Here is a 25,582-nt window from a genome sequence, read left to right as displayed (position 1 = left end):
CGGCCCTGGCGCGGGCGCGGCCCACGGCGTCCAGGTCGCTGACTTCCGGCCGGTGAGCCCGTAGTCGCCGACCGGGCCGGTGACCCGGGCGTGGTCGGTCGGTCGGCTCCGTGCCGGTGGTCCGGCAGGTCGCGGGTGCGCCCGGCGGTGGACGGGGCTGACGCCCGCGCGGCCGGCACCTCGTCGCCGCCCTTCCTCGGCGGAGGGGGCGCGGCTGCGTCTGCGCCGGCCGGGAAGGCCCTCGGTCGGTCGGGTCGGCGGCCGCGCGACGAAAGCCGCGCCTCTCCCGGAGGGGGAAGCGCGGCTCCCGTCTGTGCCGGCCGGCCGTCAGTAGGACGAGCCGGACGCGCCGAGCGACCCCGTCGGGTGCCAGACGGTCTTGGTCTCCAGGAACGCCGTCATGCGCTCGGTGCCCGGAACCGCCGACCAGTTGTCCACAGGCTGTGGACGTAGGACGCGCTTGAGGTTGTCCGCCGCCGCGATCTCCAGCTCCTTGGCCAGGGCCTCGTCGGCGCCCGCGAGGTCGATCGCGTTGACGTCCTGGTGCGCGGCCAGCGGCGCGGCGATCTCCGCCGTGCGGCCGGACAGGACGTTGACCACGCCACCGGGCACGTCGGAGGTGGCCAGCACCTCGCCCAGGGACAGCGCGGGAAGCGGGGCCTTCTCGCAGGCCACGACGACCGCCGTGTTGCCGGTCGCGATCACCGGGGCGACGACGGAGACCAGGCCGAGGAAGGACGACTCCTGGGGCGCCAGCACGGCGACCACACCGGTCGGCTCCGGGGAGGACAGGTTGAAGAACGGGCCCGCCACCGGGTTGCCGCCGCCGACCACCTGGGCGATCTTGTCGGTCCAGCCCGCGTACCAGACCCAGCGGTCGATGGCCGCGTCCACCTGGTCGGCGGCCCTGGACTTCGACAGGCCCTCCGCGTCGGCGACCTCGTGGACGAACTGCGCCCTGCGGCCCTCCAGCATCTCCGCGACGCGGTAGAGGACCTGGCCGCGGTTGTACGCCGTCGCGCCGGACCAGCCGCCGAACGCCTTGCGCGCCGCGACCACGGCGTCCCGGGCGTCCTTGCGGGAGGAGAGGGGCGCGTTGGCCAGCCACTTGCCCTGTGCGTCGGTCACCTCGTACACCCGGCCGCTCTCGGAACGCGGGAACTTCCCGCCGACGTACAGCTTGTAGGTCTTGAACACAGTCAAGCGGTCAGACATCGAGGTACGCCTCCAGGCCGTGGCGGCCGCCCTCGCGGCCGAAGCCCGACTCCTTGTAGCCGCCGAACGGCGAGGCCGGGTCGAACTTGTTGAACGTGTTGGACCAGACGACACCGGCGCGCAGCCTGCCCGCGACGGCCAGGATCCGCGACCCCTTCTCCGTCCAGATGCCCGCCGACAGCCCGTACTGCGTGTTGTTGGCCTTGGCGACCGCCTCGTCCGGCGTGCGGAAGGTCAGCACCGACAGCACCGGGCCGAAGATCTCGTCGCGGGCGATGGTGTGCGCCTGGGTGACGTTCGTGAAGAGCGTCGGGGCGAACCAGTAGCCGGAGGAAGGGAGTTCGCAGGCGGGCGACCAGCGCTCGGCGCCCTCTGCCTCGCCCTGGTCGGCGAGCGCGGTGATCCGGGCCAGCTGCTCGGCGGAGTTGATCGCGCCGATGTCGGTGTTCTTGTCGAGCGGGTCGCCCAGACGGAGGGTGGAGAGCCTGCGCTTGAGGGAGTCGAGGAGCTCGTCGTGGACCGACTCCTGGACCAGCAGGCGCGAGCCCGCGCAGCAGACCTGGCCCTGGTTGAAGAAGATGCCGGTGACGATGCCCTCGACGGCCTGGTCGACCGGTGCGTCGTCGAAGACGATGTTGGCGCCCTTGCCGCCCAGTTCGAGGGTGAGCTTCTTGCGGGTGCCGGCGACCGTGCGGGCGATCTCCTTGCCGACCGCGGTGGAACCGGTGAAGGCGACCTTGTTCACGTCGGGGTGCGCCACCAGCGCGGCGCCCGCGTCGCCGTACCCGGGAAGGATGTTGACGACACCCTTCGGCAGGCCGGCCCGGCGGCAGATGTCCGCGAAGAACAGCGCGGACAGGGGAGTGGTCTCGGCGGGCTTCAGCACGACCGTGTTGCCGGTCGCCAGCGCCGGGGCGATCTTCCACGCCAGCATCAGCAGCGGGAAGTTCCAGGGGATGACCTGGCCGGCGACGCCCAGCGGCCTGGGCGACGGTCCGAACCCGGCGTGGTCCAGCTTGTCCGCCCAGCCCGCGTAGTAGAAGAAGTGCGCGGCGACCAGCGGGAGGTCCGCGTCGCGGGTCTCCCGGATGGGCTTGCCGTTGTCCAGCGTCTCCAGGACGGCCAGCTCGCGGCTGCGCTCCTGGATGATGCGGGCGATGCGGAACAGGTACTTGGCGCGCTCCGGGCCGGGCAGCGCCGACCACTTCTCGAAGGCCTTGCGGGCGGCCCGTACGGCACGGTCCACGTCCTCGGAGCCGGCCCGCGCGACCTCGGACAGGACCTCCTCGGTCGACGGCGACACCGTCTTGAAGACCTTGCCGTCGGCCGCCTCGGTGAACTCGCCGTCGATGAACAGCCCGTACGAGGGCGCGATGTCGACGATCCGGCGGGACTCGGGGGCGGGTGCGTAGGCGAATGCCGGAGTCTGCAATTCCATGTCCATGGGGTCTCAGTCCACCGTCACGTAGTCGGGGCCGGAGTAGCGTCCGGTGGCCAGCTTCTGACGCTGCATCAGCAGGTCGTTCAGGAGCGAGGAGGCGCCGAAGCGGAACCAGTGGTTGTCCAGCCAGTCCCCGCCGACGGTCTCGTTGACCAGCACGAGGAACTTGATCGCGTCCTTGCTGGTCCGGATGGAGCCGGCCGGCTTCACGCCGACCTGCACCCCGGTCTGCGCGCGGAAGTCCCGCACGGCCTCCAGCAGGAGCAGGGTGTTGGCGGGCGTGGCGTTCACCGCGACCTTGCCGGTGGAGGTCTTGATGAAGTCGGCCCCCGCCAGCATGCCGAGCCAGCTGGCGCGGCGGATGTTGTCGTACGTCGACAGCTCGCCGGTCTCGAAGATCACCTTCAGCCGGGTGGAGGTCCCGCAGGCCTCCTTCACCGCGGTGATCTCGTCGTACACCTTCAGGTACCGGCCCGCGAGGAACGCCCCGCGGTCGATGACCATGTCGATCTCGTCGGCGCCGGCCAGCACGGCCTCGCGGACGTCGGCCAGCTTCACGTCGAGCGCGGCACGGCCGGCCGGGAAGGCGGTGGCGACCGAGGCGACCTTCACGCCCGATCCGGCGACGGCCTCCTTCGCGACGGCCACCATGTCGGGATAGACGCACACGGCCGCGGTCGCGGGGGTCGTACGGTCGGTCGGGTCGGGGCGGACGGCCTTGGCGCCGAGCGCCCGGACCTTGCCCGGGGTGTCCGCGCCTTCCAGCGTCGTCAGGTCGACCATCGAGATGGCGAGGTCGATGGCGTACGCCTTCGCGGTGGTCTTGATGGAACGGGTGCCGAGAGAGGCGGCGCGCGCCTCCAGGCCGACCGCGTCGACGCCGGGCAGCCCGTGGAGGAAGCGGCGCAGCGTGCTGTCGGACGCGGTGACGTCGGCGAGAACAGCGGGTGCAGTACTGGGCATGGTCACCAGCCGAGCATATCTACGCGCGTAGCGGCTGTATACCCCCGGGGTGCTCCTACGCGGCTCCTCGCTGCGGAGCAGCCCCGCGGAGGAACCGCGTACGAGCACCGCCGGGGGCGTCGTGCACAATCGGGACCATGACGACCCCCGACCACCGGTCACCCGCGCCGCAGCCCCCGGAGCCCACCGCCAAGGACCGGATCCACCGTTCCCCGATGGCGATCGTGGGCGGCGTCCTGCTGCTCGGCATCGGCGCGTGGCTCGGCATCGACGCGCTGGTCAAGGGGGACGGCCGCACCCCGTGGGTGGCGCTCGCCGGGCTCCTCCTCGTCGTCCCCCTGGTGATCGCCTTCACCCTGCGCCCGGCGGTCTTCGTCAACGACGACCGGCTGCGCGTGCGCAACCCCTTCCGCCTGATCACGCTGCCCTGGGGGCAGATCGCCGTCCTGCGCTCCGGTTACTCCCACGAGGCCGTCACCAAGTCCGGCGCCACGTACCAGCTGTGGGCCCTCCCCGTCTCCCTGCGCGCCCGCAAGAAGGCCACCCGGCGGCAGGCCCGGGCCGAGGCGGAGGGGCGCACGGGCGCCAGGCCCGAGGGGCCGGGCCGCGGTCGCGGCGCCGGCGGCCTGTGGGGCCCCACCCTGACGGACGGCCCGACCCGCGCCGAGAGCGACCAGATCATGGACGGCCTGCGCAGGCTCCAGGAGGACCGCGAGCGGGCGGAGACGGCCCAGGGAGAGGTCACGGTCCGCTGGGCGTACGAGATCGTGGCACCGGCGGCGGCCGGAGCGGTCCTGCTGGCGGTCCTGCTCGCGATGGGCTGACGGGGGCGGATCGGCGGGGCCCCTGCCCAGTGCCTCTGCCACTGATGGCAGAGGCATCGGTGGCAGAGGCACCGATGGCGGAGGCACCGGTTGCGGAGACACCCCGCCGGGCACGACGTGCGTACGGCTCAGATGCCGGCGGCCGCCGAGAGGTCGCGCTTGAGGGCCGCGAGCAGTTCGGCTGCCCGGATCCGCGCGGCCGGCAGTTCGGCGTGCGCGGCGACCGGCACGACGACCTCCAGGTAGCACTTCAGCTTCGGCTCCGTACCGCTGGGCCGGACGATGACGCGGGCGCCGTCGAGGGTGTACCGCAGACCGTCGGTGGGCGGCAGCCGGTCGGTGCCCCGGGTGAGGTCCTCGGCCTCGGTGACGGCGAGCCCGGCCAGCTCGCTCGGCGGCCGCTCGCGCAGGCGGCGCATGGCGGCGGAGATGACCGACAGGTCCTGCACCCGGACCGAGAGCTGGTCGGTGGCGTGCAGACCGTGCTCCACGGCGAGGTCGTCGAGGAGGTCGAGGAGGGTGCGGCCCTCCTCCTTCAGCCCGGACGCCAGCTCGGTGATCAGGAGCGCGGCGGTGATGCCGTCCTTGTCCCGTACGCCGTCCGGGTCGACGCAGTAGCCGAGGGCCTCCTCGTAGCCGTAGCGCAGCCCGTCCACGCGGGCGATCCACTTGAAGCCGGTGAGGGTCTCCTCGTACGGCAGGCCCGCCTTCCGGGCGATCCGGCCGAGCAGGGAGGACGACACGATGGACTCGGCGAAGGTGCCGGTCGCCCCGCGCCGCACCAGGTGGGCGGCGAGCAGGGCGCCGACCTCGTCGCCGCGCAGCATGCGCCAGTCGCCCCCGTCCTCGACGGCCACGGCACAGCGGTCGGCGTCCGGGTCGTTGGCGATGACGAGATCGGGCCGCGTCCGCCGGGCCTCGGCGAAGGCCAGGTCCATCGCGCCCGGCTCCTCCGGGTTGGGGAAGGCGACGGTCGGGAAGGCCGGGTCCGGCTCCGCCTGCTCGGCGACCAGCACCGGCTCCGGGAAACCGGCCCGCGCGAACGCGGCCAGCAGCACGTCCTTGCCGACGCCGTGCATCGCCGTGTAGACGGCACGGGCGGTCCGCGCGGAGCCCTCGGCCAGGACGGCGTCGGTACGGGCGAGGTAGGCCTCCAGGACGGAGTCGTCCAGGGTCTCCCAGCCGGACTCCGGCCGGGGCACGTCGTCGAGCGAGGCGACGCGGTCGATCTCCGCCGCGATCTCCGCGTCGGCGGGCGGCACGATCTGGGAACCGTCGCCCAGGTACACCTTGTAGCCGTTGTCCCGGGGCGGGTTGTGGCTCGCGGTGACCTCCACGCCGGCCACCGCGCCGAGGTGCCGTACGGCGAAGGCCAGGACGGGCGTCGGCAGCGGCCGGGGCAGCACGACCGCGCGCAGACCCGCGCCCGTCATCACGGCGGCGGTGTCCCGGGCGAAGTCCGCCGACTTGTACCGGGCGTCGTAGCCGATGACGACCACTTGGCCGGTCCGGCCCTGCTCCCTCAGGTACGCCGCGAGTCCGGCGGCGGCCCGGATGACCACGGCCCGGTTCATCCGCATCGGCCCCGCACCCAGCTCGCCCCGCAGCCCCGCGGTGCCGAACTGGAGCGTCCCGCCGAACCGCGCGGCGAGCTCCTCGACGTCGGCGGCGTCGAGCAGTCCGGCGAGTTCCTCACGGGTCTCCACGTCGGGATCCTCGGCGAGCCACGCCTTCGCCCGTGCGATGAGATCGTCGTGCACGTCGGGTCAACCTCTCGTTCGTGTCTGCTGGTCGCCGGGGGTTGTCGCCCCCGGACCCCCGCTTCGGCCCTGGACGGGCCGCGTCCTCGATCGCCGGACGGGGTGGAGAGGGCCCCACGGGCTACGAGGGGCGAAGCCCGACGGGGGTGCGGGGGCGGTGCCCCGCCGGGTTTGAGGGGGTCCTCGCCGGGGTGCCGGGGCGGAGCCCCGCGGGGTGCAGGGGACGCAGTCCCCGCCGGGGTCCGGGGGGAGCCCCAGTATGGGCGCACGTTCCGGTCGGCCCGCACGGGTGGGTGGGTGGAAAACCCCCGGGGTCCGGGGCGGAGCCCCAGAAGGCGGCAACCTTCCGGTCGGCCCGCACGGTCGGGTGGGTGGGAAACCCCCCTACAACCGCCCCAGCACGCGCGCGAGCAACGTACCCATCCGCGCCGCCGAGTCCCGCCCGGCCCGCAGCACCTCCTCGTGGTTCAGCGGCTCCCCGGTCATCCCGGCGGCGAGGTTCGTCACCAGGGAGATCCCGAGCACCTCCGCCCCGGCCTCCCGCGCCGCGATGGCCTCCAGCACCGTGGACATGCCCACGAGGTCCGCTCCGATCACCCGGGCCATCCGGATCTCGGCCGGCGTCTCGTAGTGCGGGCCGGGGAACTGCGCGTAGACGCCCTCCTCCAGGGAGGCGTCGATCTCCTTGCACAGCGCCCGCAGCCGCGGCGAGTACAGATCGGTGAGGTCCACGAAGTTCGCCCCGACGATCGGCGAGGTCGCCGTCAGGTTGATGTGGTCGCTGATCAGCACCGGCTGCCCGGGCCGCATGCCCTCGCGCAGACCACCGCATCCGTTGGTGAGCACCACGGTCTTGCAGCCCGCGGCCACCGCCGTACGCACGCCGTGCGCCACGGCGGCGACACCGCGGCCCTCGTAGTAGTGCGTACGTCCCAGGAAGACCAGCGCGCGCTTGTCACCGATGACGTAGGAGCGGACCTTGCCCCCGTGGCCCTCGACGGCCGGCGCCGGGAACCCGGGCAGCTCGGTGACCTGGAACTCGGCGTCGGGAGCACCCAGGGCGTCGACGGCCGGAGCCCAGCCGGAGCCCATCACGAGGGCGACGTCGTGGGTCCCGGCGCCCGTGAGCTCGCGCAGGCGGGCGGCGGCCGTGTCGGCGGCGGCGTGGGGATCGCCCTGGATGTCGTCCGGAAGAAGAGATGCGTTCACGCGGACGAGGGTAGCCGGTCCGGGCCTACGCGCGTAGATGACGGAGCGCACGGGAATGCGATCGTTGTCTTGTCGTTTCCGACGGGCCGGGCCGGCCCCCGCCCGGACACGGGGCGGGACACCGGGAGGAAGGGGCCACGGGCCGGGACGCCCGCTCGGCGAACCGCCTCAGCAGGGCCGCTTCCGCAGCTCCATCACGTAGTCGTGGGGCGCCCCCGCCGACTCCGCCGCGTCCGCGATCTCGCCGAGGTAGCGGGCCGACGGCAGCCCGCCCTCGTATCCGTTCAGCACGTACACCCAGGCCGACTCCGAGCCGTCCAGCGTGTGCACCCGTACCCGCATCCGCCGGTAGATGCCGAGGCCGACGCCCTCCCAGCGGTCCATGGACTCCTCGTCCATCGGCGCGATGTCGTACAGCGCCACGAAGACCTGCGAGATGGGGTCCTCGACGAGCGTCGCGAGCGCGCCCTCCCAGCCCAGTTGCTCGCCGCCGAACGTGAGCCGCCATCCGTTCAGCCAACCGGTGGCGCGCAGCGGCGAGTGCGGGGCGCGGCGGGACATCAGCCGCGCGTCGAGATTGCCGGCGTACGCGGCGTAGAGCGACGACATGGGTCGAGGGTACGGCAGTGGCAACTCCCGCCTCTGTCACCCCGGCAGCAACCACGCGAGCGGGTGCCGCACGCCCCCGGGCGGAAGCACCCGGGGGCGTGCGGGACAATGGGGTACGTGACTCGGATCGTGATCATCGGTGGCGGACCCGGCGGCTATGAGGCGGCGCTGGTGGCCGCGCAGCTCGGCGCGGAGGTGACCGTCGTCGACTCCGACGGTCTGGGCGGAGCATCGGTGCTGACCGACTGCGTGCCGTCGAAGACGCTCATCGCGACGGCCGAGGTGATGACCACCTTCGACTCGTCGTACGAGGAGCTGGGCATCATCGTCGCGGACGACACGCCGCCGCTGGAGCAGGCGGCCCGGGTGGTCGGGGTGGACCTGGGGAAGGTCAACCGCCGGGTGAAGCGGCTCGCGCTCGCCCAGTCGCACGACATCACCGCCTCCGTCACGCGGGCCGGCGCCCGGGTGCTGCGCGGGCGCGGCCGGCTGGAGGGCATGCAGGCCCTCGACGGCTCCCGGAAGGTCGTCGTGCGTGCCGCCGACGGCACCGAGGAGACGCTCACCGCCGACGCCGTCCTCATCGCCACCGGTGGTCACCCGCGCGAGCTGCCCGACGCCCAGCCCGACGGCGAGCGCATCCTCAACTGGACCCAGGTCTACGACCTCACCGAGCTGCCCGAGGAACTCATCGTGGTCGGCTCCGGTGTGACGGGCGCCGAGTTCGCCGGCGCCTACCAGGCCCTCGGCTCCAAGGTCACCCTCGTCTCCTCCCGCGACCGCGTGCTGCCCGGTGAGGACCCGGACGCCGCCGCCGTCCTGGAGGACGTCTTCCGCCGCCGCGGCATGAACGTCATGGCCCGCTCCCGCGCCCAGTCCGCCAAGCGCGTCGGCGACCGGGTCGAGGTCGCCCTCGCCGACGGCCGCGTCATCACCGGCTCGCACTGCCTCATGGCCGTCGGCGCCGTGCCCAACAGCGCCGGGCTCGGCCTGGAGGAGGCGGGGGTACGGCTGCGCGACTCCGGGCACATCCGGACCGACAGGGTGTCGCGGACCAGCGCGCCCGGCGTGTACGCGGCCGGCGACGTCACCGGTGTCTTCGCCCTCGCCTCGGTCGCCGCGATGCAGGGACGTATCGCCATGTACCACTTCCTCGGCGACGCGGTGACCCCGCTGAACCTCAAGACGGTGTCGTCGAACGTCTTCACCGACCCCGAGATCGCCACCGTCGGCCACAGTCAGGCCGACGTCGACGCGGGCAAGATCGACGCGCGGGTCGTGAAGCTGCCGCTGCTGCGCAACCCGCGCGCGAAGATGCAGGGCATCCGCGACGGCTTCGTGAAGATCTTCTGCCGTCCGGGCACCGGGATCGTCGTCGGCGGTGTGGTCGTGGCGCCGCGCGCCTCGGAACTCATCCACCCCATCTCGATCGCGGTCGACAACAATCTGACGGTCGAACAGATCGCGAACGCCTTCACGGTGTACCCGTCCCTCTCCGGCTCGATCGCGGAAGTGGCACGGCAGTTGCACACCCGCAAGACGGGGGCGGAGGCCTGACGGCCGGATCCAAGTCCCCGCTGGTCACGGTGAGTTGCCGACCATGCGGGTGGCATAGGCGGGACGGATAGGCCCTATACCACTTCCGGCCCTGCCGTGCGAACAACTTCTGTTATTCTGCGCAAACTCCTGAAACCAGACGTTCGCCCGCGTTACTGTCAGTTTCGTGTTCGCTGCAGAACGTCGCCAATTGATCCTCGAAATGGTGCGAGCGAACGGGGCCGTGTCGCTCCGTGAGCTCGCCCGCGTCGTCCAGACCTCAGAAGTGACCGTACGACGGGACGTGCGGGCACTGGAGGCAGAAGGACTCCTCGACCGCCGCCACGGCGGTGCGGTGCTGCCGGGCGGGTTCACACGGGAGTCCGGCTTCCCGCAGAAGTCCCATCTCTCGACCGCCGAGAAGACGGTCATCGCCGACTTCGCGGCGGGGCTCGTCGAAGAGGGCGAGGCCATCGTGGTGGGGGCGGGGACCACCACGCAGGAGCTGGCCCGCCGGCTCGCCCGGGTGCCCGGCCTGACCGTCGTCACCAACTCCCTCCTCGTCGCCCAGGCCCTCGCCCACGCCAACCGGGTGGAGGTCGTGATGACGGGCGGAACCCTGCGGGGCTCCAACTACGCCCTCGTCGGCTCCGGGGCCGAGCAGTCCCTTCAGGGGCTCAGGGTCTCCAAGGCCTTCCTCTCCGGGAGCGGCCTGACCGCCGAGCGCGGACTGTCCACGTCCAACATGCTGTCGGCTTCCGTCGACCGCGCGCTGGTGCAGGCGGCCGCGGAGGTCGTGGTCCTCGCCGACCACACCAAGCTGAGTACGGACACGATGTTCCAGACGGTCCCCACGGACCTCATCACCCGTCTGGTCACCGACGAGCCCCCCGCACACGACGAGCGTGCCGCCACCGAACTCCAGGCCCTCGCCGACCAGGGGGTGCAGATCGCCGTGGCCGGGGCGTCGGGAAGCCCGGGGGGTGACCAGGTCCCGGCGCGCCAGCAGCGCCGGGACGTCCCCCTCCCCGGTCCCCGCCGCAGCCAGGTCGCCGGCCCCGGGCTCCGCTCGGCCACCGCCCTGGGCACCGAACAGCCCACGACCGCGGACCGCCCCCGAGTGGCGGACCTGCGCCGCCGCTGACGGTGGCCGTGGGGCGGGCGATGGTTCCCCGCGCCGTGCGCGCCCGGGGGCTGCCTGGCCGCCGGCCGCCGTACCGTGGCGGGCGTTCCCCGCGGCATCCCGGCGGTGTGCCGGGATGCCGGCGGCGTGTACGCGCCGTCTGAGGCCGGTGTCCGTGCCGCCGTGCGCGTGCAGGTGCTCCAGGGGGACACGTGCCGGGGTGGTTCCGCGCGTCGCGGTGGGTGCGGGTGCCGGGGGAGGCCGGAGGCGGTCCGTTCGCCGCCGTGTCGCGTGTGGGTGCCGCCGTCGGGGGCGCTGCCGGCCTGCTGCCGCCGCCGTCGTGCGGGGCGTGTCGTGGTGAGGTGCGCGTGTTCGGGGGCCCGGGGCCCGTCTGCGTGCCGACGCGGGGGGCTCGTCTCCGTGCCTGGCCGGCGAGACCCCGGCCGGGTTCGTCCGCTACCGGGACAGCGCGGCTGAGCCGGACGGTGGACGGTCAACGGAGGTCCGCGCTGCGCACCGGACCGCCGGCTGCCGTACGCCGAGCCGACGAGTGTGTGCCGGGGGCAGGACTAACCCCTCAGGCCCTTGAGGGTCAGCCGTAGCAATCGGTCCGCCAGGTCGGGGTCGGCCGGGGATTCCTCGGCCGCGAGGGCGATGGCATGGGTCAGCTGGAGGAGATCGCCGATGGAGACGTCGGCCCGTACGGCGCCCGACTCCTGAGCCCGGGCGAGCAGCGCGCCGCCCGCCTCGCGGATCGGGGTGCTGCAGCGGGCCAGCGCGGAGGAGGGCTCGGCGGTCACCGCCATCAGCGCCCGCGCCAGGCCGCGGTACTCACCGGCGTGGGTGACCATCTCGCGCAGCCACGTCACCAGGGCGGCGCAGGGCTCGGGGGAGTCGAGGAGCTCACGGGCGCGGGTGAGGAGCGCGTCCACCGCGTCCTCGAAGACCGCGCTCATCAGGGCGGACCGGTTCGGGAAGTGCCGGTACAGCGTGCCGATGCCGACGCCCGCGCGACGGGCCACGTCCTCCAGGGAGGCGTCGGTGCCGTGCGCGGCGAACGCGGCGCGGGCCTCGGCGAGCAGCCGGTCGTGGTTCCGCCGGGCGTCCGCGCGCATGGCCCGCGCGGCGACGGGCGACGCCGCCGTCTCCCCGGCCCGGGCGGCCTCCTCGGCCCTCGCGCCCCCCATGCTCTTCACCTGCCCTCCCTCTGCCCTCTCCCGCGCCCCGACGCGCCTCCAGGATGCCACCGGGGCCACAGACGCGAGGCGCCCGGCGGACGAGTGCTTCGTCCGCCGGGCGCCTCGGGTCCCGTACACGTTCCGGCAGATCAGTCCTTGATCTCGCAGATGGCCGCGCCGGAGCTGATGGACGCGCCGATCTCCGCGCCGAGGCCCTTGACGGTGCCGGCCTTGTGGGCGTTGAGCGGCTGTTCCATCTTCATGGCCTCGAGGACGACGATCAGGTCGCCCTCCTTGACCTCCTGGCCCTCCTCGACGGCGACCTTGACGATGGTGCCCTGCATCGGGGAGGTGAGGGTGTCGCCCGAGGCGACCGGGCCGGACTTCTTCGCGGCGCGGCGCTTGGGCTTGGCGCCCGCGGCCAGCCCGGTGCGGGCCAGCGTCATGCCCAGCGAGGCGGGCAGGGAGACCTCGAGCCGCTTGCCGCCGACCTCGACGACGACCGTCTCACGGCCCCCGTCCTCCTCCGCCTCGGCATCGGCCGGAGCGGTGAAGGGCTTGATGTCGTTGACGAACTCGGTCTCGATCCAGCGGGTGTGGACGGTGAACGGGTCGGTGGAGCCGGTCAGCTCGGGGGCGAAGGCGGGGTCGGTGACCACCGCGCGGTGGAAGGGGATGGCGGTGGCCATGCCCTCGACCTGGAACTCCTCCAGCGCGCGGGCGGCCCGCTCGAGGGCCTCCTTGCGGGTGCGGCCGGTGACGATCAGCTTGGCCAGCAGCGAGTCCCAGGCCGGGCCGATCACGCTGCCCGCCTCCACGCCGGCGTCCAGGCGCACGCCCGGACCCGAGGGGGCGTCGAAACGGGTGACGGTGCCGGGGGCGGGCAGGAAGTTGCGGCCGGGGTCCTCGCCGTTGATGCGGAACTCGAAGGAGTGGCCGCGCAGGACCGGGTCGTCGTAGCCGAGGGCCTCGCCGTCGGCGACGCGGAACATCTCCCGCACCAGGTCGATCCCGGCGACCTCCTCGGTGACCGGGTGCTCGACCTGGAGGCGGGTGTTGACCTCCAGGAAGGAGATCGTGCCGTCCTGGCCGACCAGGAACTCGCACGTACCGGCCCCGACGTACCCGGCCTCCTTCAGGATCGCCTTCGACGCCGTGTACAGCTGGGCGACCTGCTCCTCGGACAGGAACGGGGCGGGGGCCTCCTCCACCAGCTTCTGGTGGCGGCGCTGCAGGGAGCAGTCGCGGGTGGAGACGACGACGACGTTGCCGTGGGTGTCGGCCAGGCACTGGGTCTCGACGTGGCGGGGCCGGTCGAGGTAGCGCTCGACGAAGCACTCGCCGCGGCCGAACGCGGCGACGGCCTCGCGGACCGCCGACTCGTACAGCTCGGGTACTTCTTCCAGGGTGCGGGCGACCTTCAGGCCGCGTCCGCCGCCGCCGAAGGCGGCCTTGATCGCGATGGGCAGGCCGTGCTGCTCGGCGAACGCGACGACTTCCTCCGCACCGCTCACCGGATCGGGCGTACCGGCGACCAGGGGCGCGCCGGCGCGCTGGGCGATGTGGCGGGCGGCGACCTTGTCGCCGAGGTCGCGGATGGCCTGCGGGGGCGGACCGATCCAGATCAGGCCCGCGTCCAGGACGGCCTGGGCGAAGTCGGCGTTCTCCGACAGGAACCCGTAGCCCGGATGGATGGCGTCGGCGCCCGACTCACGGGCGGCGCCGAGCACCTTGTCGATGTCGAGGTAGCTGGTGGCCGGGGTGTCACCGCCCAGAGCGAACGCCTCATCCGCGGCGCGGACATGCAGAGCGTCCCGGTCCGGGTCGGCGTAGACGGCAACGCTCGCGATACCGGCGTCCCGGCACGCCCGGGCCACGCGGACAGCGATTTCGCCACGGTTGGCGATGAGCACCTTGCGCACGATTGAGGCTCCCTCCTTGAAACAAGCCGAGTTTAGGGACTGCCGACACGGCACTTCGACCCGTCCCCAATGGTGAGCTTGCCCACACGGAGCGTGATTCGAGGCTCGCTCGACCCGCGAAAGCCCATGTCGCACCGAGGTGCGCAGGACTCCACCGGGAAACCCTAGTCCTGTCATGTGGTCAAGGTCTCTGTGAGAGCGTGCCGCGCCCCACTCGGTTTCTTTGTCGAGTTCCTACGAATGGCTCAACGTTTCTTTGCTGCCGACCGGACCCTTGTCCCCTGGTTTACCCGTTAGTAGCGTTCGCGTTGACTCGAACGTACTTCAGGTAACGGCAGCTCTGCTCGGGCTGTGGTCGAAAGTGGGTGGGGCCGGTGGTACGCAGACCGGTGGCGTGGGTGGTGGCGGTCGTACTTCTGGCCGAGGCGCTCGGTATCGCGGCACTGAACTGGTTCCTCGGAGTGGTGGTGGACCGTCAGGACATGTCCCTGGCCGGTCTCGACCCGGACAAGATGGCCCTGTCCTCGAAGCTCGGCGGAGTGCTCTTCGGCCTCTACTTCGCGCTGTGCGCCCTGGTCGCGGTGCTGGTCGCCGTCCGCGACCGCGCCCCGGCGGGCTTCGGCCGCGTCCTGCTGATCAGTGTGGCGGTGGTGCACGGACTGCTGGGCGCGTTCGCCTGGGGTCTGGTCGGCTGGCCCGCGTTCCTGTCCATGGTGGGGGTGCTCGCGCTGATCGTGCTGCTCCTGATGACGTACGACCGTCAGGAGGGCCCGGCCCGGCCGGTGGCCGTGGACCAGCCCGGCGCCGGCGGCGGGCCCGGCGGCGGCCCCGCTCCGGACCCGGCCCCGGAGCCGCAGGACGACGTGCCCCCCGCCCCGGTCACTCCGCCGGCGCCCACAACTCCGTGATGCCGACACCCAACTCGCTCAGCAGCCGCCGCACCAGGGGCAGGCTGATGCCGATCACGTTGCCGTGGTCGCCGTCGATGCCCTCGATGAAGGGCGCGGAACGTCCGTCCAGGGTGAAGGCCCCGGCCACGTAGAGGGGCTCGCCCGAGGCGACGTACGCGGCGATCTCCTCGTCGCTCGGCTCGCCGAAGCGGACCACGGTGGAGGCGGTGGCGGACACGTACCGCTCGGCTTCCGTGTCCCACACGCAGTGCCCCGTCTGGAGGGTCCCGGCCCGCCCGCGCATCGCCTTCCAGCGGGCGGTGGCCTCCTCGGCGTCCGCGGGCTTGCCCAGCGCCCGGCCGTCCAGCTCCAGCACCGAGTCACAGCCGATCACGAGGGCGCCCCGGACCTCCGGCCGGGCGGCGACCACGGAGGCCTTCGCCTCGGCCAGGGCCAGCGCCAGCTCCGCGGGGGTGGGCGCGGTGACGGCGTCCTCGTCCACCCCGCTCACGATCACCTCGGGTGCCAGCCCGGCCTGCCGCAGCAGACCGAGCCGGGCGGGGGACTGGGAGGCGAGCACGAGTCGCCTGCGCGGCTTGGCAGTCATGCGGTCAGATTAGCCACCCCGGTGTGCGGCCCTCACCTCAGCCCGATCACGACCATCGCCAGCACCATGGCCAGCGCTATGAGGAGGCCGAGCCGCCGCAGCATGTCCTGCATGTCGCGCAGTTCTTTCGGCGGCTCGTTCTCCGGGTCGGACCACAGCATCTCCCCATGGTCCGGCGCGGCGCCGGACCGGCGCCTGAGTACGCGTACTCAACTTGGGCGCGGGGAATCCGCCGGTACGGCTCACCCCGGCCAGTACGTGCGGGTCCACGCCGCCGGGCCCGGCCACGGCAGCCGGTGCGCGGCGATGCGGGCCGGGTCGGACCAGGAGTCGCGGGGTCCCTCCGCGCCGGACGGCGTGTCGGCCGCCGCCGCGGCGCGGGCCCGGACCACCGCCAGGGCGGCGGCCAGCTCCTCAGGGGTCGGATTGCCCCGTACGACCTTGATCGTCATGTCAGCTCCCAAGGGTTCCCCAGGCCTACAGCGGAATGTTCCCGTGCTTCTTCGGAGGGAGGGATTCCCGCTTCGTGCGCAGCTGACGCAGGCCCCGTACCACGTGCCCGCGCGTGTCGGACGGCATGATCACCGCGTCGATGTAGCCGCGCTCGGCCGCGACGTAGGGGTTGAGCAGGGCGTCCTCGTACTCCTGGATGAGCCGCGCCCGGGTGGCCTCCGCGTTCCCGGCGGCCTCCGCCTCGGCGATGGTGCGGCGGTGCAGGATGTTGACCGCGCCCTGTGCGCCCATCACGGCGATCTGTGCGGTGGGCCAGGCCAGGTTGAGGTCCGCGCCCAGGTGCTTGGACCCCATGACGTCGTACGCCCCGCCGAACGCCTTCCGGGTGATCACGGTGATCAGCGGGACGGTGGCCTCGGCGTAGGCGTAGATCAGCTTGGCGCCGCGCCGGATGATGCCGGTGTGCTCCTGGTCGACGCCCGGCAGGAAGCCCGGCACGTCGACGAACGTGATGACCGGGACGTTGAACGCGTCGCAGGTCCGCACGAACCGTGCCGCCTTCTCGCTGGCGTCGATGTCGAGACAGCCCGCGAACTGCATCGGCTGGTTGGCGACGATGCCCACGGGGTGGCCCTCGACCCGCCCGAAGCCGGTCAGGATGTTCGGCGCGAACAGCGGCTGGGTCTCGAGGAACTCGGCGTCGTCGAGGATGTGTTCGATCACCGCGTGCATGTCGTACGGCTGGTTGGCGCTGTCCGGCACCAGCGTGTCCAGCTCGCGGTCCTCGTCGGTGACGGCGAGGTCCGCCTCCTCCGGGAACACCGGGGCCTCGCTGAGGTTGTTGGACGGCAGGTACGACAGCAGCTGCTTGACGTACTCGACGGCGTCCTTCTCGTCGCCCGCCATGTGGTGCGCCACCCCGGAGGCGGTGTTGTGGGTCCGGGCCCCGCCGAGCTCCTCGAAGCCGACGTCCTCGCCGGTGACCGTCTTGATGACGTCCGGGCCGGTGATGAACATGTGCGAGGTCTGGTCGACCATCACGGTGAAGTCCGTGATGGCGGGCGAGTAGACGGCACCGCCCGCGCAGGGGCCCACGACGAGCGAGATCTGCGGGATGACGCCGCTGGCGTGGGTGTTGCGCCGGAAGATCTCCCCGTACGCGCCCAGCGAGGCCACGCCCTCCTGGATCCGCGCGCCACCGGAGTCGTTGATCCCGATGACCGGGCAGCCGGTCTTCAGGGCGAAGTCCATGACCTTGACGATCTTCTGCCCGTAGACCTCGCCCAGCGCCCCGCCGAAGACCGTGAAGTCCTGCGAGAACACGGCGACGGGGCGCCCGTCGACGGTCCCGTACCCCGTCACGACGCCGTCCCCGTAGGGCCGGTTCTTCTCCAGCCCGAAGTTGGTGGACCGGTGCCGGGCGAACTCGTCCAGTTCGACGAAGGAACCCTCGTCGAGAAGTAGTTCGATCCGCTCACGGGCCGTCAGCTTGCCCTTGGCGTGCTGCTTTTCGACGGCGCGTGCGGAGCCGGCGTGCGTCGCTTCCTCGATGCGGCGCTGGAGATCCGCGAGCTTGCCCGCGGTCGTGTGGATGTCGATCCCTTGGATCTCTTGACGCTCTTCCGGCTCGGACATCGGGATGCGGCTCCCTGCCTGCTCAAAAGGGGGGACGGTTACTCATCCGTAGCGTAGTGGCGGCCCCCTCGATCGGCAGTGCGGTCTTTGCCACACCTAGGGTGGCTTGCATGACGCCACGAGATGCAGCAGACGGCAGCCGCTGGTCCGACCTGGAGCGCCCGCCCCTGAACGCCGCGGCACTGCGGCGGGCGCTGGTGCGAGACGGCGGGCACGGGGGGCTCTACTGCGACGTCCAGGTCGTGCAGCGCACCGGCTCCACCAACTCCGACCTGGTGGCGCTGGCCGACGCCGGGAACGCCGACGAGGGCGCGGTCCTCGTCGCCGAGGAACAGACCGCCGGCCGTGGCCGCCTGGCCCGCCAGTGGACGGCGCCGCCCCGCTCCGGGCTGTTCTTCTCGGTCCTGCTGCGCCCCGCCGAGGTGCCCGTGCAGCGCTGGGGCTGGCTGCCCCTGCTGGCCGGGGTCGCGGTGGCCACCGGGCTGTCCCGGGCGGCGGGCGTGGACACGGCGCTCAAATGGCCCAACGACCTGCTGGTGACCGTCGACGGCGCGGAACGCAAGGCCGGCGGAATCCTGGCGGAACGGGCCGGGGAGGACGGGGTCGTCATCGGCGTCGGCATCAACGTCTCGCTGCGCGCCGGGGAACTGCCCGTCCCCCAGGCCGGTTCGCTGGCGCTGGCCGGAGCGGTGACCACGGACCGGGACCCGCTGCTGCGGGCGGTACTGCGGTCACTGGAGGACTGGTACGGCCGATGGCGGTCGGCCGGCGGCGATCCGGCGGCCAGCGGGCTGCAGGAGGCCTACGCGGCGGGCTGCGCCACGCTCGGGCGGACGGTACGGGCCGAGCTGCCGGGCGACCGGTCGGTCGTCGGGGAGGCGGTGGCGGTCGACGGCGACGGACGGCTGGTGCTGGCGACGGAGGAAGGGGTACGGCAGCCGGTGGGGGCGGGGGACATCGTGCACCTGCGGCCGGCGTGAGCAACCTCGCGGCGCCGGGCAGGCATGTCTGAGCCCAGGCCGAAAACGGGGCCCGGGGGCGGCGGCCCCGGCGGACGGCAACATCGGCAGGGGCCACCTCACCAGCGCCGGTCAACGGACCCCCGCCAAACCCGACGGAGTGAGCTGGCGCACACCTGCCGTAGAGTGAAGGCCGGTCGATACCTGACCGTTGCAGATCGGAAGGGCAGCAGGCGTGACCGTCGACGACACGGGCTCCGGCGCGGACGCGGACGGCCGGGTGGATCCCCACGCCGCCGACTCCGGTGAGGACAACCCGCTCGCCCTGCGCCTGGAACACCTCATCCTGGGCGCCGAGCGGCGCTACACCCCGTTCCAGGCGGCCCGCAGCGCCGGCGTCTCCATGGAGCTGGCCTCCCGCTTCTGGCGGGCCATGGGCTTCGCCGACATCGGCCAGGCCAAGGCGCTGACGGAGGCCGACGTCCTGGCCCTGCGGCGGCTGGCCGGTCTCGTCGAGGCGGGGCTGCTGAGCGAGGCGATGGCCGTGCAGGTGGCCCGCTCCACCGGGCAGACCACCGCCCGGTTGGCCGAATGGCAGATGGATTCCTTCCTGGAGGGGCTGACCGAGCCGCCCGAGCCGGGCATGACCCGCACCGAGGTGACGTACCCGATCGTCGAGCTGCTCCTGCCCGAGCTGGAGGAGTTCCTCGTCTACGTGTGGCGCCGCCAGCTCGCCGCCTCGGCGGGCCGGGTCGTGCAGGCCGCGGACGACGAGGAGATGGTCGACCGCAGGCTCGCCGTCGGATTCGCCGACCTGGTCGGCTTCACCCGACTGACCCGCCGGATGGAGGAGGAGGAGCTCGGCGAGCTCGTCGAGGCGTTCGAGACGACCGCCGCCGACCTGGTGGCCGCGCGTGGTGGCCGGCTCATCAAGACCCTGGGCGACGAGGTCCTCTACGCCGCCGACGACGCGGGCACCGCGGCCGACATCGCGCTGCGGCTGGTCGAGACGATGGCGAACGACGAGACGATGCCCGAACTGCGCGTCGGCATGGCGTTCGGCACGGTGACCACCCGGATGGGCGATGTCTTCGGTACGACGGTGAACCTCGCCTCCCGGCTGACCTCGATAGCCCCGCGCGACTCCGTGCTCGTCGACAGCGCCTTCGCCGAGGAGATCATCCGCACCGGCGAGGCACCCGCGTCGGAGGCGGAGGCGGCCGAGGCCGCGGCCGCCGCGGAGAAGGAGGGCGAGGAGCCGCCGACGTACCGCTTCGCGCTCCAGCCGATGTGGCAGCGTCCGGTTCGTGGTCTGGGTGTCGTCGAGCCGTGGCTGCTCACCCGGCGGGGCGGCGGGTGAGCGCTGTGCGGGAGGTGCCGCGGTGTGCCGTCGGTGTACGGCTTGGCGTTCCGGCCGAGGTGGCGGCGTCCGGCCCGCTCAGCCCGGTGCCCCGTCCACGCACACCCCGATGACCGGCACGCACACGCCCCCGGGCTGACGCGGCGTCGGCGCCGGGGTGCCGGTGTCCCGGCTCGGGGTCGGTGCGGGGGAGTGCGGCGGGGGCGGCGCGTGGGTGTGGGCCGGAGCCGGACCGGCGTGTGTCCTGGACGGGCCCGGCGCGGGCCCGCGGGCCGGGGCGTTCGCCCTGGTGGGGGCGCGAAGCGGTAGGGCGGTCGCGGCGTTCGCCGGATGCGGCGTCGGAGCGGCGGGGGCGGAGGCCGGGAGCGCCGTGGAGGACGCCGCGCCGGACGGCGTGGGGCTCCCGCCCGCCCCGCCCATGGCGGAGGTCGCCGAGGGCTGGGTTCCCGGTGCCGCGCCGCCGGGTCCTGCCGTGTGCGCCGGCCGGCCCGCGGCGCCGCCGGCGTCGAGCCGGAGTTCGGCCTCGGCGGTGCCCGGGGCGCCGGCCCCGGAGTCGGGTGCCGTCCGTACCAGGCTCAGGGCGCCGGCGGCCAGGACCAGGCCACCGGCGGCCAGCACGGCCCTGCGGGGACGTGGCTTGCGGTGGCGGCCCCGCCGGACGAGCGGTGCGGTGGGCGGAGCCGAGCCCGTACTCGTGTGCGCTCCCGTGTCTGTCATCGCATTCCCTCCCCGCGGCGCGCCCCCCGATGCGCCGCGCAGCGCACGTTATGCGCTCCCGTGGGCGGCCGGGCCGGGGTCCGGCGGGATGTCACTCGAACGGGGCAGCCGGGCCGCTCTTCCCCGGTCGGGTCCCGGCTGCGATGATCGGGGCGTCAGGGAGTTAACCCGCGTTAACCGGAGGGTGACATGAGCGAGGAGCGGTTCGGGGAGTTCGTGCTGGTGCGGCGGCACGGGCACGTCGCGGAGCTCGTGCTGGACCGGCCCAAGGCCATGAACGCCGTCTCGACCGACATGGCCCGGTCCGTCGCGGGCGCGTGCGCCGCGCTCGCCGCCGACCGGGACGCGCGCGTGGTCGTGCTGACCTCGTCGCACGAGCGGGCGTTCTGCGTCGGGGCCGACCTGAAGGAGCGCAATTCCTTCAGCGACGCCGACCTGCTGCGGCAGCGGCCGGTGACCCGGGGCGCCTACACCGGCGTACTGGAGCTGCCGATGCCCACCGTCGCCGCCCTGCACGGGTTCGCGCTGGGCGGCGGCTTCGAGCTGGCGCTGGCCTGCGATCTGATCGTGGCCGACCGCACGGCCGTGGTGGGGCTGCCCGAGGTGTCGGTGGGCGTGATCCCGGGCGGCGGCGGCACGCAGCTGCTGCCCCGGCGGGTCGGGGCGGCGCGGGCGGCGGAGCTGATCTTCACCGCGCGCCGGCTCGAGGCGGCCGAGGCGCACGAGCTGGGCCTGGTGGACCGGTTGGTGGAGGAGGGCCGGGACCGGGAGGAGGCCCTGGCGCTGGCCTCCCGGATCGCCGGGAACTCGCCGGTCGGGCTGCGGGCGGCGAAGCGGGCGCTGCGGCTGGGGCAGGGGCTGGACCTGCGGGCCGGGCTGGAGGTGGAGGACGCGGCCTGGCGGGCGGTGGCCTTCTCGGGGGACCGGGCGGAAGGGGTGGCGGCATTCAACGAGAAGCGTGAGCCGCGGTGGCCGGGTGAGTGAGCGGGCGGAGGGCCCGCGGCCGTGGGGCGCACCACGGCGCCGGATGCCTGTTCGGTGGGCACATATCCCGCTCGCGGGAATTTTCGGTGAAACGTCCCTAACCTGGAGTGATGGGTGAGGACAAGCGTCTCGCCGCCGTGGTCGGACTGGCACAGGGCATGGCGGCGGCGCACACGCCCCGCGAGTCCTGGCGGGCCGCGGCCCTCGGCGCCTGCCGGGCGCTGGACGGGAGCTTCGCCGCGCTGTCCGTGTGGGAGCGGGACCGCGGGCGGCTGCGGGTCCTGGTGAACGCGGGGGAGCGGGCCCCGGACGAGGAGGAGTTCCCGGACCGCGAGACCTATCCGGTGCACCAGTTCCCGGAGATCACCGAGTTCCTGCACGAGCGGTGGGCGGGCGGTGAGGGGCCGAGCGCCTGGGTCGAGACCTCCGAGGGCCCCGCCGCCGGCCGTCGGGGCTACTTCCACCAGCGGGTCACCGCACTGCGCCGTCGCGGGCGCGGGTGCTGCGTGGTGGCCCCGGTCCTGCTGTACGGCAGGGCCTGGGGTGAGCTGTACGTCGCCCGTGCGGCCGGGGCGCCCGTCTTCGACCGGGGCGACGCCGACTTCGCCACCGTGCTCGCGGCGGTCGTCGCCGCCGGGCTCGCGCAGACCGAACGGCTCCAGGAGGCCCGCCGGCTGGCGTTCACCGACCCGCTGACCGGGCTGGCCAACCGCCGTGCCGTCGACGTCCGGCTGGAGCGGGCGGTCGAGCGGCACCGGCGGGAGGGCGTGGTGGTCAGCCTGGCCGTGTGCGACCTCAACGGGCTCAAACGGGTCAACGACACCCTGGGGCACGCCGTCGGCGACCGGCTCCTCGAGCGCTTCGGTTCCGTGCTGTCGCTGTGCGGGGCGATGCTGCCGGGCACCCTCGCGGCGCGCCTGGGCGGGGACGAGTTCTGTCTGCTGGCGGTGGGGCCGCCGGCCGACGACGTGGTCGGGGCGGCGGACGAGATATGCCGCCGGGCGGCGGAGCTGGAACTGGGGGAGGGGGTGGCGTGCGGGGTCGCGTCCACGGCGGATCCCGTCGGGGAGGTGCGTTCCGCCCGCCGGCTGTTCCGGCTGGCCGACGCGGCACAGTACCGTGCGAAGGCGCTCCGCGCGGACCGGCCGGTGGTGGCCGGTCGGGAGGGCCCCGACGATCCGGTGGTCCGGCTCGCCGACGAGCCGTCGCCCGAGCGGGCCGAGCGCCGCCGCTTCCGCGGCCGTCAGCCGTGACCGGCCGTCCGTTCAGCCGTCCGGCCGTCCGGCGGAGTAAGGGTCGGCCCCGTTCTCCACTAGTGACATCATCGCATTCAATGCGTACGCTCCTGAATATGGATATGCACTCTGTGGTGGTGGGGACGACGGGTGTCACCGCGTCCGACGTTCTCGCCGTGGCGCGCGGCGGCGCCCGTGTCGAACTTTCGCCGGAGGCGGTGGCCGCCCTCGCGGCGGCCCGGGAGATCGTGGACGCCCTGGCGGCCAAGCCGGATCCGGTCTACGGCGTCAGCACCGGCTTCGGCGCCCTGGCGACCCGGCACATCAGCCAGGACCTGCGCACCCAGCTGCAGCGCAACATCGTCCGCTCGCACGCCGCCGGCATGGGTCCGAGGGTGGAGCGGGAGGTCGTACGGGCCCTGATGTTCCTGCGGCTCAAGACGGTCTGCTCGGGACACACCGGCGTCCGGCCCGAGGTCGCCCGGACCATGGCCGACGTCCTGAACGCGGGCATCACCCCGGTCGTGCACGAGTACGGCTCCCTCGGCTGCTCCGGCGACCTCGCCCCGCTGTCCCACTGCGCCCTGACCCTGATGGGCGAGGGCGACGCGGAGGGCCCCGACGGGACCGTCCGCCCGGCCGGCGAACTGCTCGCCGAGCACGGGATCGCCCCGGTCGAGCTGCGCGAGAAGGAGGGCCTCGCCCTGCTCAACGGCACCGACGGCATGCTCGGCATGCTGGTCATGGCCCTCGCCGACCTCGACCTGCTCTACAAGTCCGCCGACATCACCGCCGCCCTCAGCCTCGAGGCGCTGCTCGGCACGGACAAGGTGCTCGCGCCCGAACTGCACGCCATCCGCCCGCACCCCGGGCAGGGCGCCGCCGCCGCCAACATGCTGGCCGTGCTCAAGGGCTCCCGGCTCACCGGCCACCACCAGGACGGCGCGCCCCGCGTCCAGGACGCCTACTCGGTCCGCTGCGCCCCGCAGGTCGCCGGCGCCGGACGGGACACCCTCGCGCACGCCCGGCTGGTCGCCGAGCGCGAGCTGGCCTCGGCCGTGGACAATCCGGTGGTCCTGCCGGACGGCAGGGTCGAGTCCAACGGCAACTTCCACGGCGCCCCGGTCGCCTACGTCCTGGACTTCCTCGCCATCGCCGCCGCCGACCTCGGCTCCATCGCCGAGCGCCGCACCGACCGGCTGCTGGACAAGAACCGCAGTCACGGCCTGCCGCCGTTCCTCGCGGACGACCCCGGTGTGGACTCCGGGCTGATGATCGCTCAGTACACGCAGGCCGCCCTGGTCAGCGAGATGAAGCGGCTCGCCGTGCCGGCCTCGGCCGACTCCATCCCGTCCTCGGCGATGCAGGAGGACCACGTGTCGATGGGCTGGTCGGCCGCGCGCAAGCTGCGCACCGCCGTCGACAACCTGACCCGGATCATCGCCGTCGAACTGTACGCCGCCACGCGTGCCATAGAGCTGCGCGAGGGGCTCGCCCCGGCGCCCGCCTCCCGGGCGGTCATCGACGCCGTACGGGCCGCGGGCGTTCAGGGTCCCGGGCCGGACCGGTTCCTGGCGCCCGACCTGGCCGCCGCCGACGCCTTCGTCCGCGGCGGGGAACTCGTCGCCGCCGCCGAGACGGTCACCGGACCGCTGCGGTAGAACCGCCGCAGCGGCAGGAGAGGGCCCCGTCTTGGGACGGGGCCCTCTTACCTCCGGTACGTCACTTCAGCTTGGCCGCCTGGGCCTTGATGACCGGGGCCGACACCGTGTAGGCCTTCTCGGTCATCGTCGCACCGATGTTGATGGTGCTGTACGTCGCGAGGGTGTTCCCGTGCCGCACGACCTCGCCGTGCAGCGGAACCGGACCGTCGGGCGTGTCGTTGGTGGCGGTGAAGGCCACCGACTCGTCACCCGTGCCCGAGGACTTCTCCTTCGCGATCTTGGTGAACTTCCCCTTCTCGCCGTCCTGGTCGCCGGAGAAGCCGCCCGCGCACGCCTGCACCGCGTCGGAGACCGTCCGCACCGCCTGCTGGGCGCCGTCACCGTCGTACGAGGACAGGGTCACCACGGTGACGTCCAGGTCCAGCGAATCGCTGATCGCGTCCTCGAACTTGCCGTCGGCGAGGTCGTCCAGGGACGTGGCGTCGTCCGTGGGGTCCTTCTTGTCCTCCGTGGCCATGCGGCTGGTGTCCGTCGCGGGGGTGCCCGGCGCGATGCCGGTCAGGGCCCGGAGCAGCGGGTCGCACGTGGCGTCGTCCGCCTTGACCTTGCCCTTGGCGGGGATGCCCCCCTTGACGGCGCCGACCTTGAAACCGGGCACCTCGCCCTTGGCGATGATCAGCTTCTGCAACTCCGCGGCGCCCAGCGCCTTCGCGTCGGACGACGAGGCGTCGGATCCCTTGGCACCCTTGGCGCTCCCGGAGTCCTTCGACGCCTCCTCGGAACACCCCGTGACGAGGGCGAACGACAGCACGCTCACTGTGGCAGCGGCGCACAGACGCACGCCCGATGATCTCTTCATGGGCGGACTATGAAACGAAAGTCAAAGAAACGTCAAACTCATTAAAAGCCCAGGCGTTCCCGACGTACCGAATACACCACGAAACCGGCACCCACGGCGAGGAAGAACGTGCCGCCGACGACGTACGGCGTGGTGTCGGGGCTGCCGGTGTCGGCGAGTTCGGTGCCGTCCGCCTCGGCCTGGGCCGAGGTCGAGGTGGTCTCGGCGGCCGCCTCCGACGCCGCCCTGGCCTGCTGGGTGACTCGCGTCGCCGAGGTCTCCGCTCTCGCCGGGACCTCCTGCGTCGCGTTCGCGGACGGGACGAACCACAGGGCGCCCAGGAGGGTGCCCGCGGCGGTGGCGGTCAGCAGCGGACGGCGAACGGATGACACGGAATATCGATCCCCTTGTGACGCTGGCGAATTGGCCGTGTGGAGCGATGTTAGTGAAAGTCGCGGGT

General features: G+C 73.1%; 24 protein-coding genes. 9 read left to right on the top strand and 15 right to left on the bottom strand.

The window, feature by feature from the left end; translation table 11 throughout:
* Positions 1-327: 327 nt before the first annotated feature.
* The 3 genes from ABZX30_RS00530 to deoC are packed head-to-tail and all read right to left on the bottom strand — an operon-like array spanning position 328 to position 3,619.
* Positions 328-1,215 carry an aldehyde dehydrogenase family protein gene (locus ABZX30_RS00530; RefSeq protein ID WP_355926943.1) on the bottom strand — a complete coding sequence of 296 codons (888 nt, stop codon included), beginning with the start codon at positions 1,213-1,215 and terminating at the stop codon, positions 328-330.
* On the bottom strand, positions 1,208-2,653 hold the full coding sequence (locus ABZX30_RS00525; protein WP_355926941.1) for an aldehyde dehydrogenase family protein: 1,446 nt from the start codon (positions 2,651-2,653) through the stop codon (positions 1,208-1,210). The genes ABZX30_RS00530 and ABZX30_RS00525 overlap by 8 nt, the downstream gene beginning before the upstream one ends.
* A gap of 12 nt (positions 2,654-2,665) precedes the next feature.
* The gene (deoC, locus tag ABZX30_RS00520; RefSeq protein ID WP_355926939.1) at positions 2,666-3,619 is read right to left on the bottom strand and encodes a deoxyribose-phosphate aldolase; all 954 of its coding nucleotides are present in this window, start codon (positions 3,617-3,619) and stop codon (positions 2,666-2,668) included.
* Between the two features lie 137 nt (positions 3,620-3,756).
* Here deoC and ABZX30_RS00515 point away from each other — a divergent pair, with 137 nt between their 5' ends.
* The gene (locus ABZX30_RS00515; protein WP_355926936.1) at positions 3,757-4,443 is read left to right on the top strand and encodes a PH domain-containing protein; all 687 of its coding nucleotides are present in this window, start codon (positions 3,757-3,759) and stop codon (positions 4,441-4,443) included.
* A gap of 128 nt (positions 4,444-4,571) precedes the next feature.
* On the opposite strand, the gene ABZX30_RS00510 is transcribed toward ABZX30_RS00515, so the two are convergent.
* From ABZX30_RS00510 to ABZX30_RS00500, 3 genes are all read right to left on the bottom strand, one after another.
* Entirely contained in the window at positions 4,572-6,203 is a 1,632-nt protein-coding gene (locus ABZX30_RS00510; protein ID WP_355926934.1) for a phospho-sugar mutase, read from the bottom strand.
* A gap of 384 nt (positions 6,204-6,587) precedes the next feature.
* Complete coding sequence (locus ABZX30_RS00505; RefSeq protein WP_355926931.1) at positions 6,588-7,412, bottom strand: purine-nucleoside phosphorylase; 825 nt, start codon at positions 7,410-7,412, stop codon at positions 6,588-6,590.
* 168 nt (positions 7,413-7,580) lie between these two features.
* Entirely contained in the window at positions 7,581-8,021 is a 441-nt protein-coding gene (locus tag ABZX30_RS00500; RefSeq protein ID WP_355926929.1) for a gamma-glutamylcyclotransferase, read from the bottom strand.
* A 108-nt stretch (positions 8,022-8,129) separates the two neighbouring features.
* Here ABZX30_RS00500 and ABZX30_RS00495 point away from each other — a divergent pair, with 108 nt between their 5' ends.
* Positions 8,130-9,578, top strand: coding sequence for an NAD(P)H-quinone dehydrogenase (locus ABZX30_RS00495; protein ID WP_355926927.1), 1,449 nt, complete (start codon positions 8,130-8,132; stop codon positions 9,576-9,578).
* Positions 9,579-9,744: 166 nt separating this feature from the next.
* Positions 9,745-10,701 (top strand): DeoR/GlpR family DNA-binding transcription regulator, encoded by a 957-nt coding sequence (locus ABZX30_RS00490; protein ID WP_355926924.1) that lies wholly within the window; start codon positions 9,745-9,747, stop codon positions 10,699-10,701.
* 548 nt (positions 10,702-11,249) lie between these two features.
* Here the strand turns inward: ABZX30_RS00490 and ABZX30_RS00485 are convergent.
* Both ABZX30_RS00485 and ABZX30_RS00480 read right to left on the bottom strand, forming a co-directional pair.
* Positions 11,250-11,795 (bottom strand): TetR/AcrR family transcriptional regulator, encoded by a 546-nt coding sequence (locus ABZX30_RS00485; RefSeq protein ID WP_355927368.1) that lies wholly within the window; start codon positions 11,793-11,795, stop codon positions 11,250-11,252.
* A 212-nt stretch (positions 11,796-12,007) separates the two neighbouring features.
* Entirely contained in the window at positions 12,008-13,780 is a 1,773-nt protein-coding gene (locus ABZX30_RS00480; RefSeq protein ID WP_355926922.1) for a biotin carboxylase N-terminal domain-containing protein, read from the bottom strand.
* A 374-nt stretch (positions 13,781-14,154) separates the two neighbouring features.
* Here ABZX30_RS00480 and ABZX30_RS00475 point away from each other — a divergent pair, with 374 nt between their 5' ends.
* The gene (locus tag ABZX30_RS00475; protein WP_355926919.1) at positions 14,155-14,688 is read left to right on the top strand and encodes a hypothetical protein; all 534 of its coding nucleotides are present in this window, start codon (positions 14,155-14,157) and stop codon (positions 14,686-14,688) included.
* Here the strand turns inward: ABZX30_RS00475 and ABZX30_RS00470 are convergent.
* The 4 genes from ABZX30_RS00470 to ABZX30_RS00455 form a co-directional block, all read right to left on the bottom strand.
* Positions 14,660-15,277: a nucleoside triphosphate pyrophosphatase gene (locus ABZX30_RS00470; protein ID WP_355926918.1), complete on the bottom strand. Its 618-nt coding sequence runs from the start codon at positions 15,275-15,277 to the stop codon at positions 14,660-14,662. The genes ABZX30_RS00475 and ABZX30_RS00470 overlap by 29 nt on opposite strands.
* 32 nt (positions 15,278-15,309) lie before the next feature.
* Entirely contained in the window at positions 15,310-15,438 is a 129-nt protein-coding gene (locus ABZX30_RS00465; protein WP_355926916.1) for a hypothetical protein, read from the bottom strand.
* A gap of 81 nt (positions 15,439-15,519) precedes the next feature.
* Positions 15,520-15,729 carry an acyl-CoA carboxylase epsilon subunit gene (locus ABZX30_RS00460; protein ID WP_355926913.1) on the bottom strand — a complete coding sequence of 70 codons (210 nt, stop codon included), beginning with the start codon at positions 15,727-15,729 and terminating at the stop codon, positions 15,520-15,522.
* A gap of 25 nt (positions 15,730-15,754) precedes the next feature.
* Positions 15,755-17,365, bottom strand: a complete 1,611-nt coding sequence (locus tag ABZX30_RS00455) for an acyl-CoA carboxylase subunit beta (RefSeq protein WP_355926910.1) — start codon at positions 17,363-17,365, stop codon at positions 15,755-15,757.
* Between the two features lie 110 nt (positions 17,366-17,475).
* Between ABZX30_RS00455 and ABZX30_RS00450 the strand changes: the two genes are divergently transcribed.
* Entirely contained in the window at positions 17,476-18,345 is an 870-nt protein-coding gene (locus ABZX30_RS00450; protein WP_355926909.1) for a biotin--[acetyl-CoA-carboxylase] ligase, read from the top strand.
* A gap of 214 nt (positions 18,346-18,559) precedes the next feature.
* The gene (locus ABZX30_RS00445; RefSeq protein ID WP_355926906.1) at positions 18,560-19,684 is read left to right on the top strand and encodes an adenylate/guanylate cyclase domain-containing protein; all 1,125 of its coding nucleotides are present in this window, start codon (positions 18,560-18,562) and stop codon (positions 19,682-19,684) included.
* A gap of 78 nt (positions 19,685-19,762) precedes the next feature.
* Here ABZX30_RS00445 and ABZX30_RS00440 read toward each other — a convergent pair whose 3' ends face one another.
* Positions 19,763-20,401 (bottom strand): hypothetical protein, encoded by a 639-nt coding sequence (locus ABZX30_RS00440; protein WP_355926903.1) that lies wholly within the window; start codon positions 20,399-20,401, stop codon positions 19,763-19,765.
* A gap of 189 nt (positions 20,402-20,590) precedes the next feature.
* Here ABZX30_RS00440 and ABZX30_RS00435 point away from each other — a divergent pair, with 189 nt between their 5' ends.
* The 3 genes from ABZX30_RS00435 (at position 20,591) to hutH (ending at position 24,281) form a co-directional block, all read left to right on the top strand.
* Positions 20,591-21,385 (top strand): enoyl-CoA hydratase-related protein, encoded by a 795-nt coding sequence (locus tag ABZX30_RS00435; RefSeq protein WP_355926901.1) that lies wholly within the window; start codon positions 20,591-20,593, stop codon positions 21,383-21,385.
* A gap of 110 nt (positions 21,386-21,495) precedes the next feature.
* Entirely contained in the window at positions 21,496-22,638 is a 1,143-nt protein-coding gene (locus ABZX30_RS00430) for a GGDEF domain-containing protein (protein ID WP_355926899.1), read from the top strand.
* Positions 22,639-22,742: 104 nt separating this feature from the next.
* Positions 22,743-24,281 carry a histidine ammonia-lyase gene (gene hutH / locus ABZX30_RS00425; protein WP_355927366.1) on the top strand — a complete coding sequence of 513 codons (1,539 nt, stop codon included), beginning with the start codon at positions 22,743-22,745 and terminating at the stop codon, positions 24,279-24,281.
* Positions 24,282-24,342: 61 nt separating this feature from the next.
* Here hutH and ABZX30_RS00420 read toward each other — a convergent pair whose 3' ends face one another.
* Entirely contained in the window at positions 24,343-25,143 is an 801-nt protein-coding gene (locus ABZX30_RS00420) for a hypothetical protein (protein WP_355926897.1), read from the bottom strand.
* A gap of 41 nt (positions 25,144-25,184) precedes the next feature.
* The gene (locus ABZX30_RS00415) at positions 25,185-25,514 is read right to left on the bottom strand and encodes a hypothetical protein (protein WP_355926895.1); all 330 of its coding nucleotides are present in this window, start codon (positions 25,512-25,514) and stop codon (positions 25,185-25,187) included.
* Positions 25,515-25,582: the final 68 nt, after the last annotated feature.

Origin of the sequence: Streptomyces sp. NPDC004542, assembly GCF_040610035.1 — a bacterium.
Lineage (GTDB): Bacteria > Actinomycetota > Actinomycetes > Streptomycetales > Streptomycetaceae > Streptomyces.
Note: the sequence above shows the minus strand (reverse complement) of the source record. Positions and strands in the feature narration are given on the sequence as shown.

Coding starts and splice junctions, on each gene's coding strand:
- ABZX30_RS00530 (WP_355926943.1), bottom strand. CDS start 1,215: ATGTCTGACCGCTTGACTGTGTTCAAGACCTACAAGCTGTACGTCGGC.
- ABZX30_RS00525 (WP_355926941.1), bottom strand. CDS start 2,653: ATGGAATTGCAGACTCCGGCATTCGCCTACGCACCCGCCCCCGAGTCC.
- deoC (WP_355926939.1), bottom strand. CDS start 3,619: ATGCCCAGTACTGCACCCGCTGTTCTCGCCGACGTCACCGCGTCCGAC.
- ABZX30_RS00515 (WP_355926936.1), top strand. CDS start 3,757: ATGACGACCCCCGACCACCGGTCACCCGCGCCGCAGCCCCCGGAGCCC.
- ABZX30_RS00500 (WP_355926929.1), bottom strand. CDS start 8,021: ATGTCGTCGCTCTACGCCGCGTACGCCGGCAATCTCGACGCGCGGCTG.
- ABZX30_RS00495 (WP_355926927.1), top strand. CDS start 8,130: ATGGGGTACGTGACTCGGATCGTGATCATCGGTGGCGGACCCGGCGGC.
- ABZX30_RS00485 (WP_355927368.1), bottom strand. CDS start 11,795: ATGCGCGCGGACGCCCGGCGGAACCACGACCGGCTGCTCGCCGAGGCC.
- ABZX30_RS00470 (WP_355926918.1), bottom strand. CDS start 15,277: ATGACTGCCAAGCCGCGCAGGCGACTCGTGCTCGCCTCCCAGTCCCCC.
- ABZX30_RS00465 (WP_355926916.1), bottom strand. CDS start 15,438: ATGCTGTGGTCCGACCCGGAGAACGAGCCGCCGAAAGAACTGCGCGAC.
- ABZX30_RS00460 (WP_355926913.1), bottom strand. CDS start 15,729: ATGACGATCAAGGTCGTACGGGGCAATCCGACCCCTGAGGAGCTGGCC.
- ABZX30_RS00455 (WP_355926910.1), bottom strand. CDS start 17,365: ATGTCCGAGCCGGAAGAGCGTCAAGAGATCCAAGGGATCGACATCCAC.
- ABZX30_RS00450 (WP_355926909.1), top strand. CDS start 17,476: ATGACGCCACGAGATGCAGCAGACGGCAGCCGCTGGTCCGACCTGGAG.
- ABZX30_RS00440 (WP_355926903.1), bottom strand. CDS start 20,401: ATGACAGACACGGGAGCGCACACGAGTACGGGCTCGGCTCCGCCCACC.
- ABZX30_RS00435 (WP_355926901.1), top strand. CDS start 20,591: ATGAGCGAGGAGCGGTTCGGGGAGTTCGTGCTGGTGCGGCGGCACGGG.
- ABZX30_RS00430 (WP_355926899.1), top strand. CDS start 21,496: ATGGGTGAGGACAAGCGTCTCGCCGCCGTGGTCGGACTGGCACAGGGC.
- hutH (WP_355927366.1), top strand. CDS start 22,743: ATGCACTCTGTGGTGGTGGGGACGACGGGTGTCACCGCGTCCGACGTT.
- ABZX30_RS00420 (WP_355926897.1), bottom strand. CDS start 25,143: ATGAAGAGATCATCGGGCGTGCGTCTGTGCGCCGCTGCCACAGTGAGC.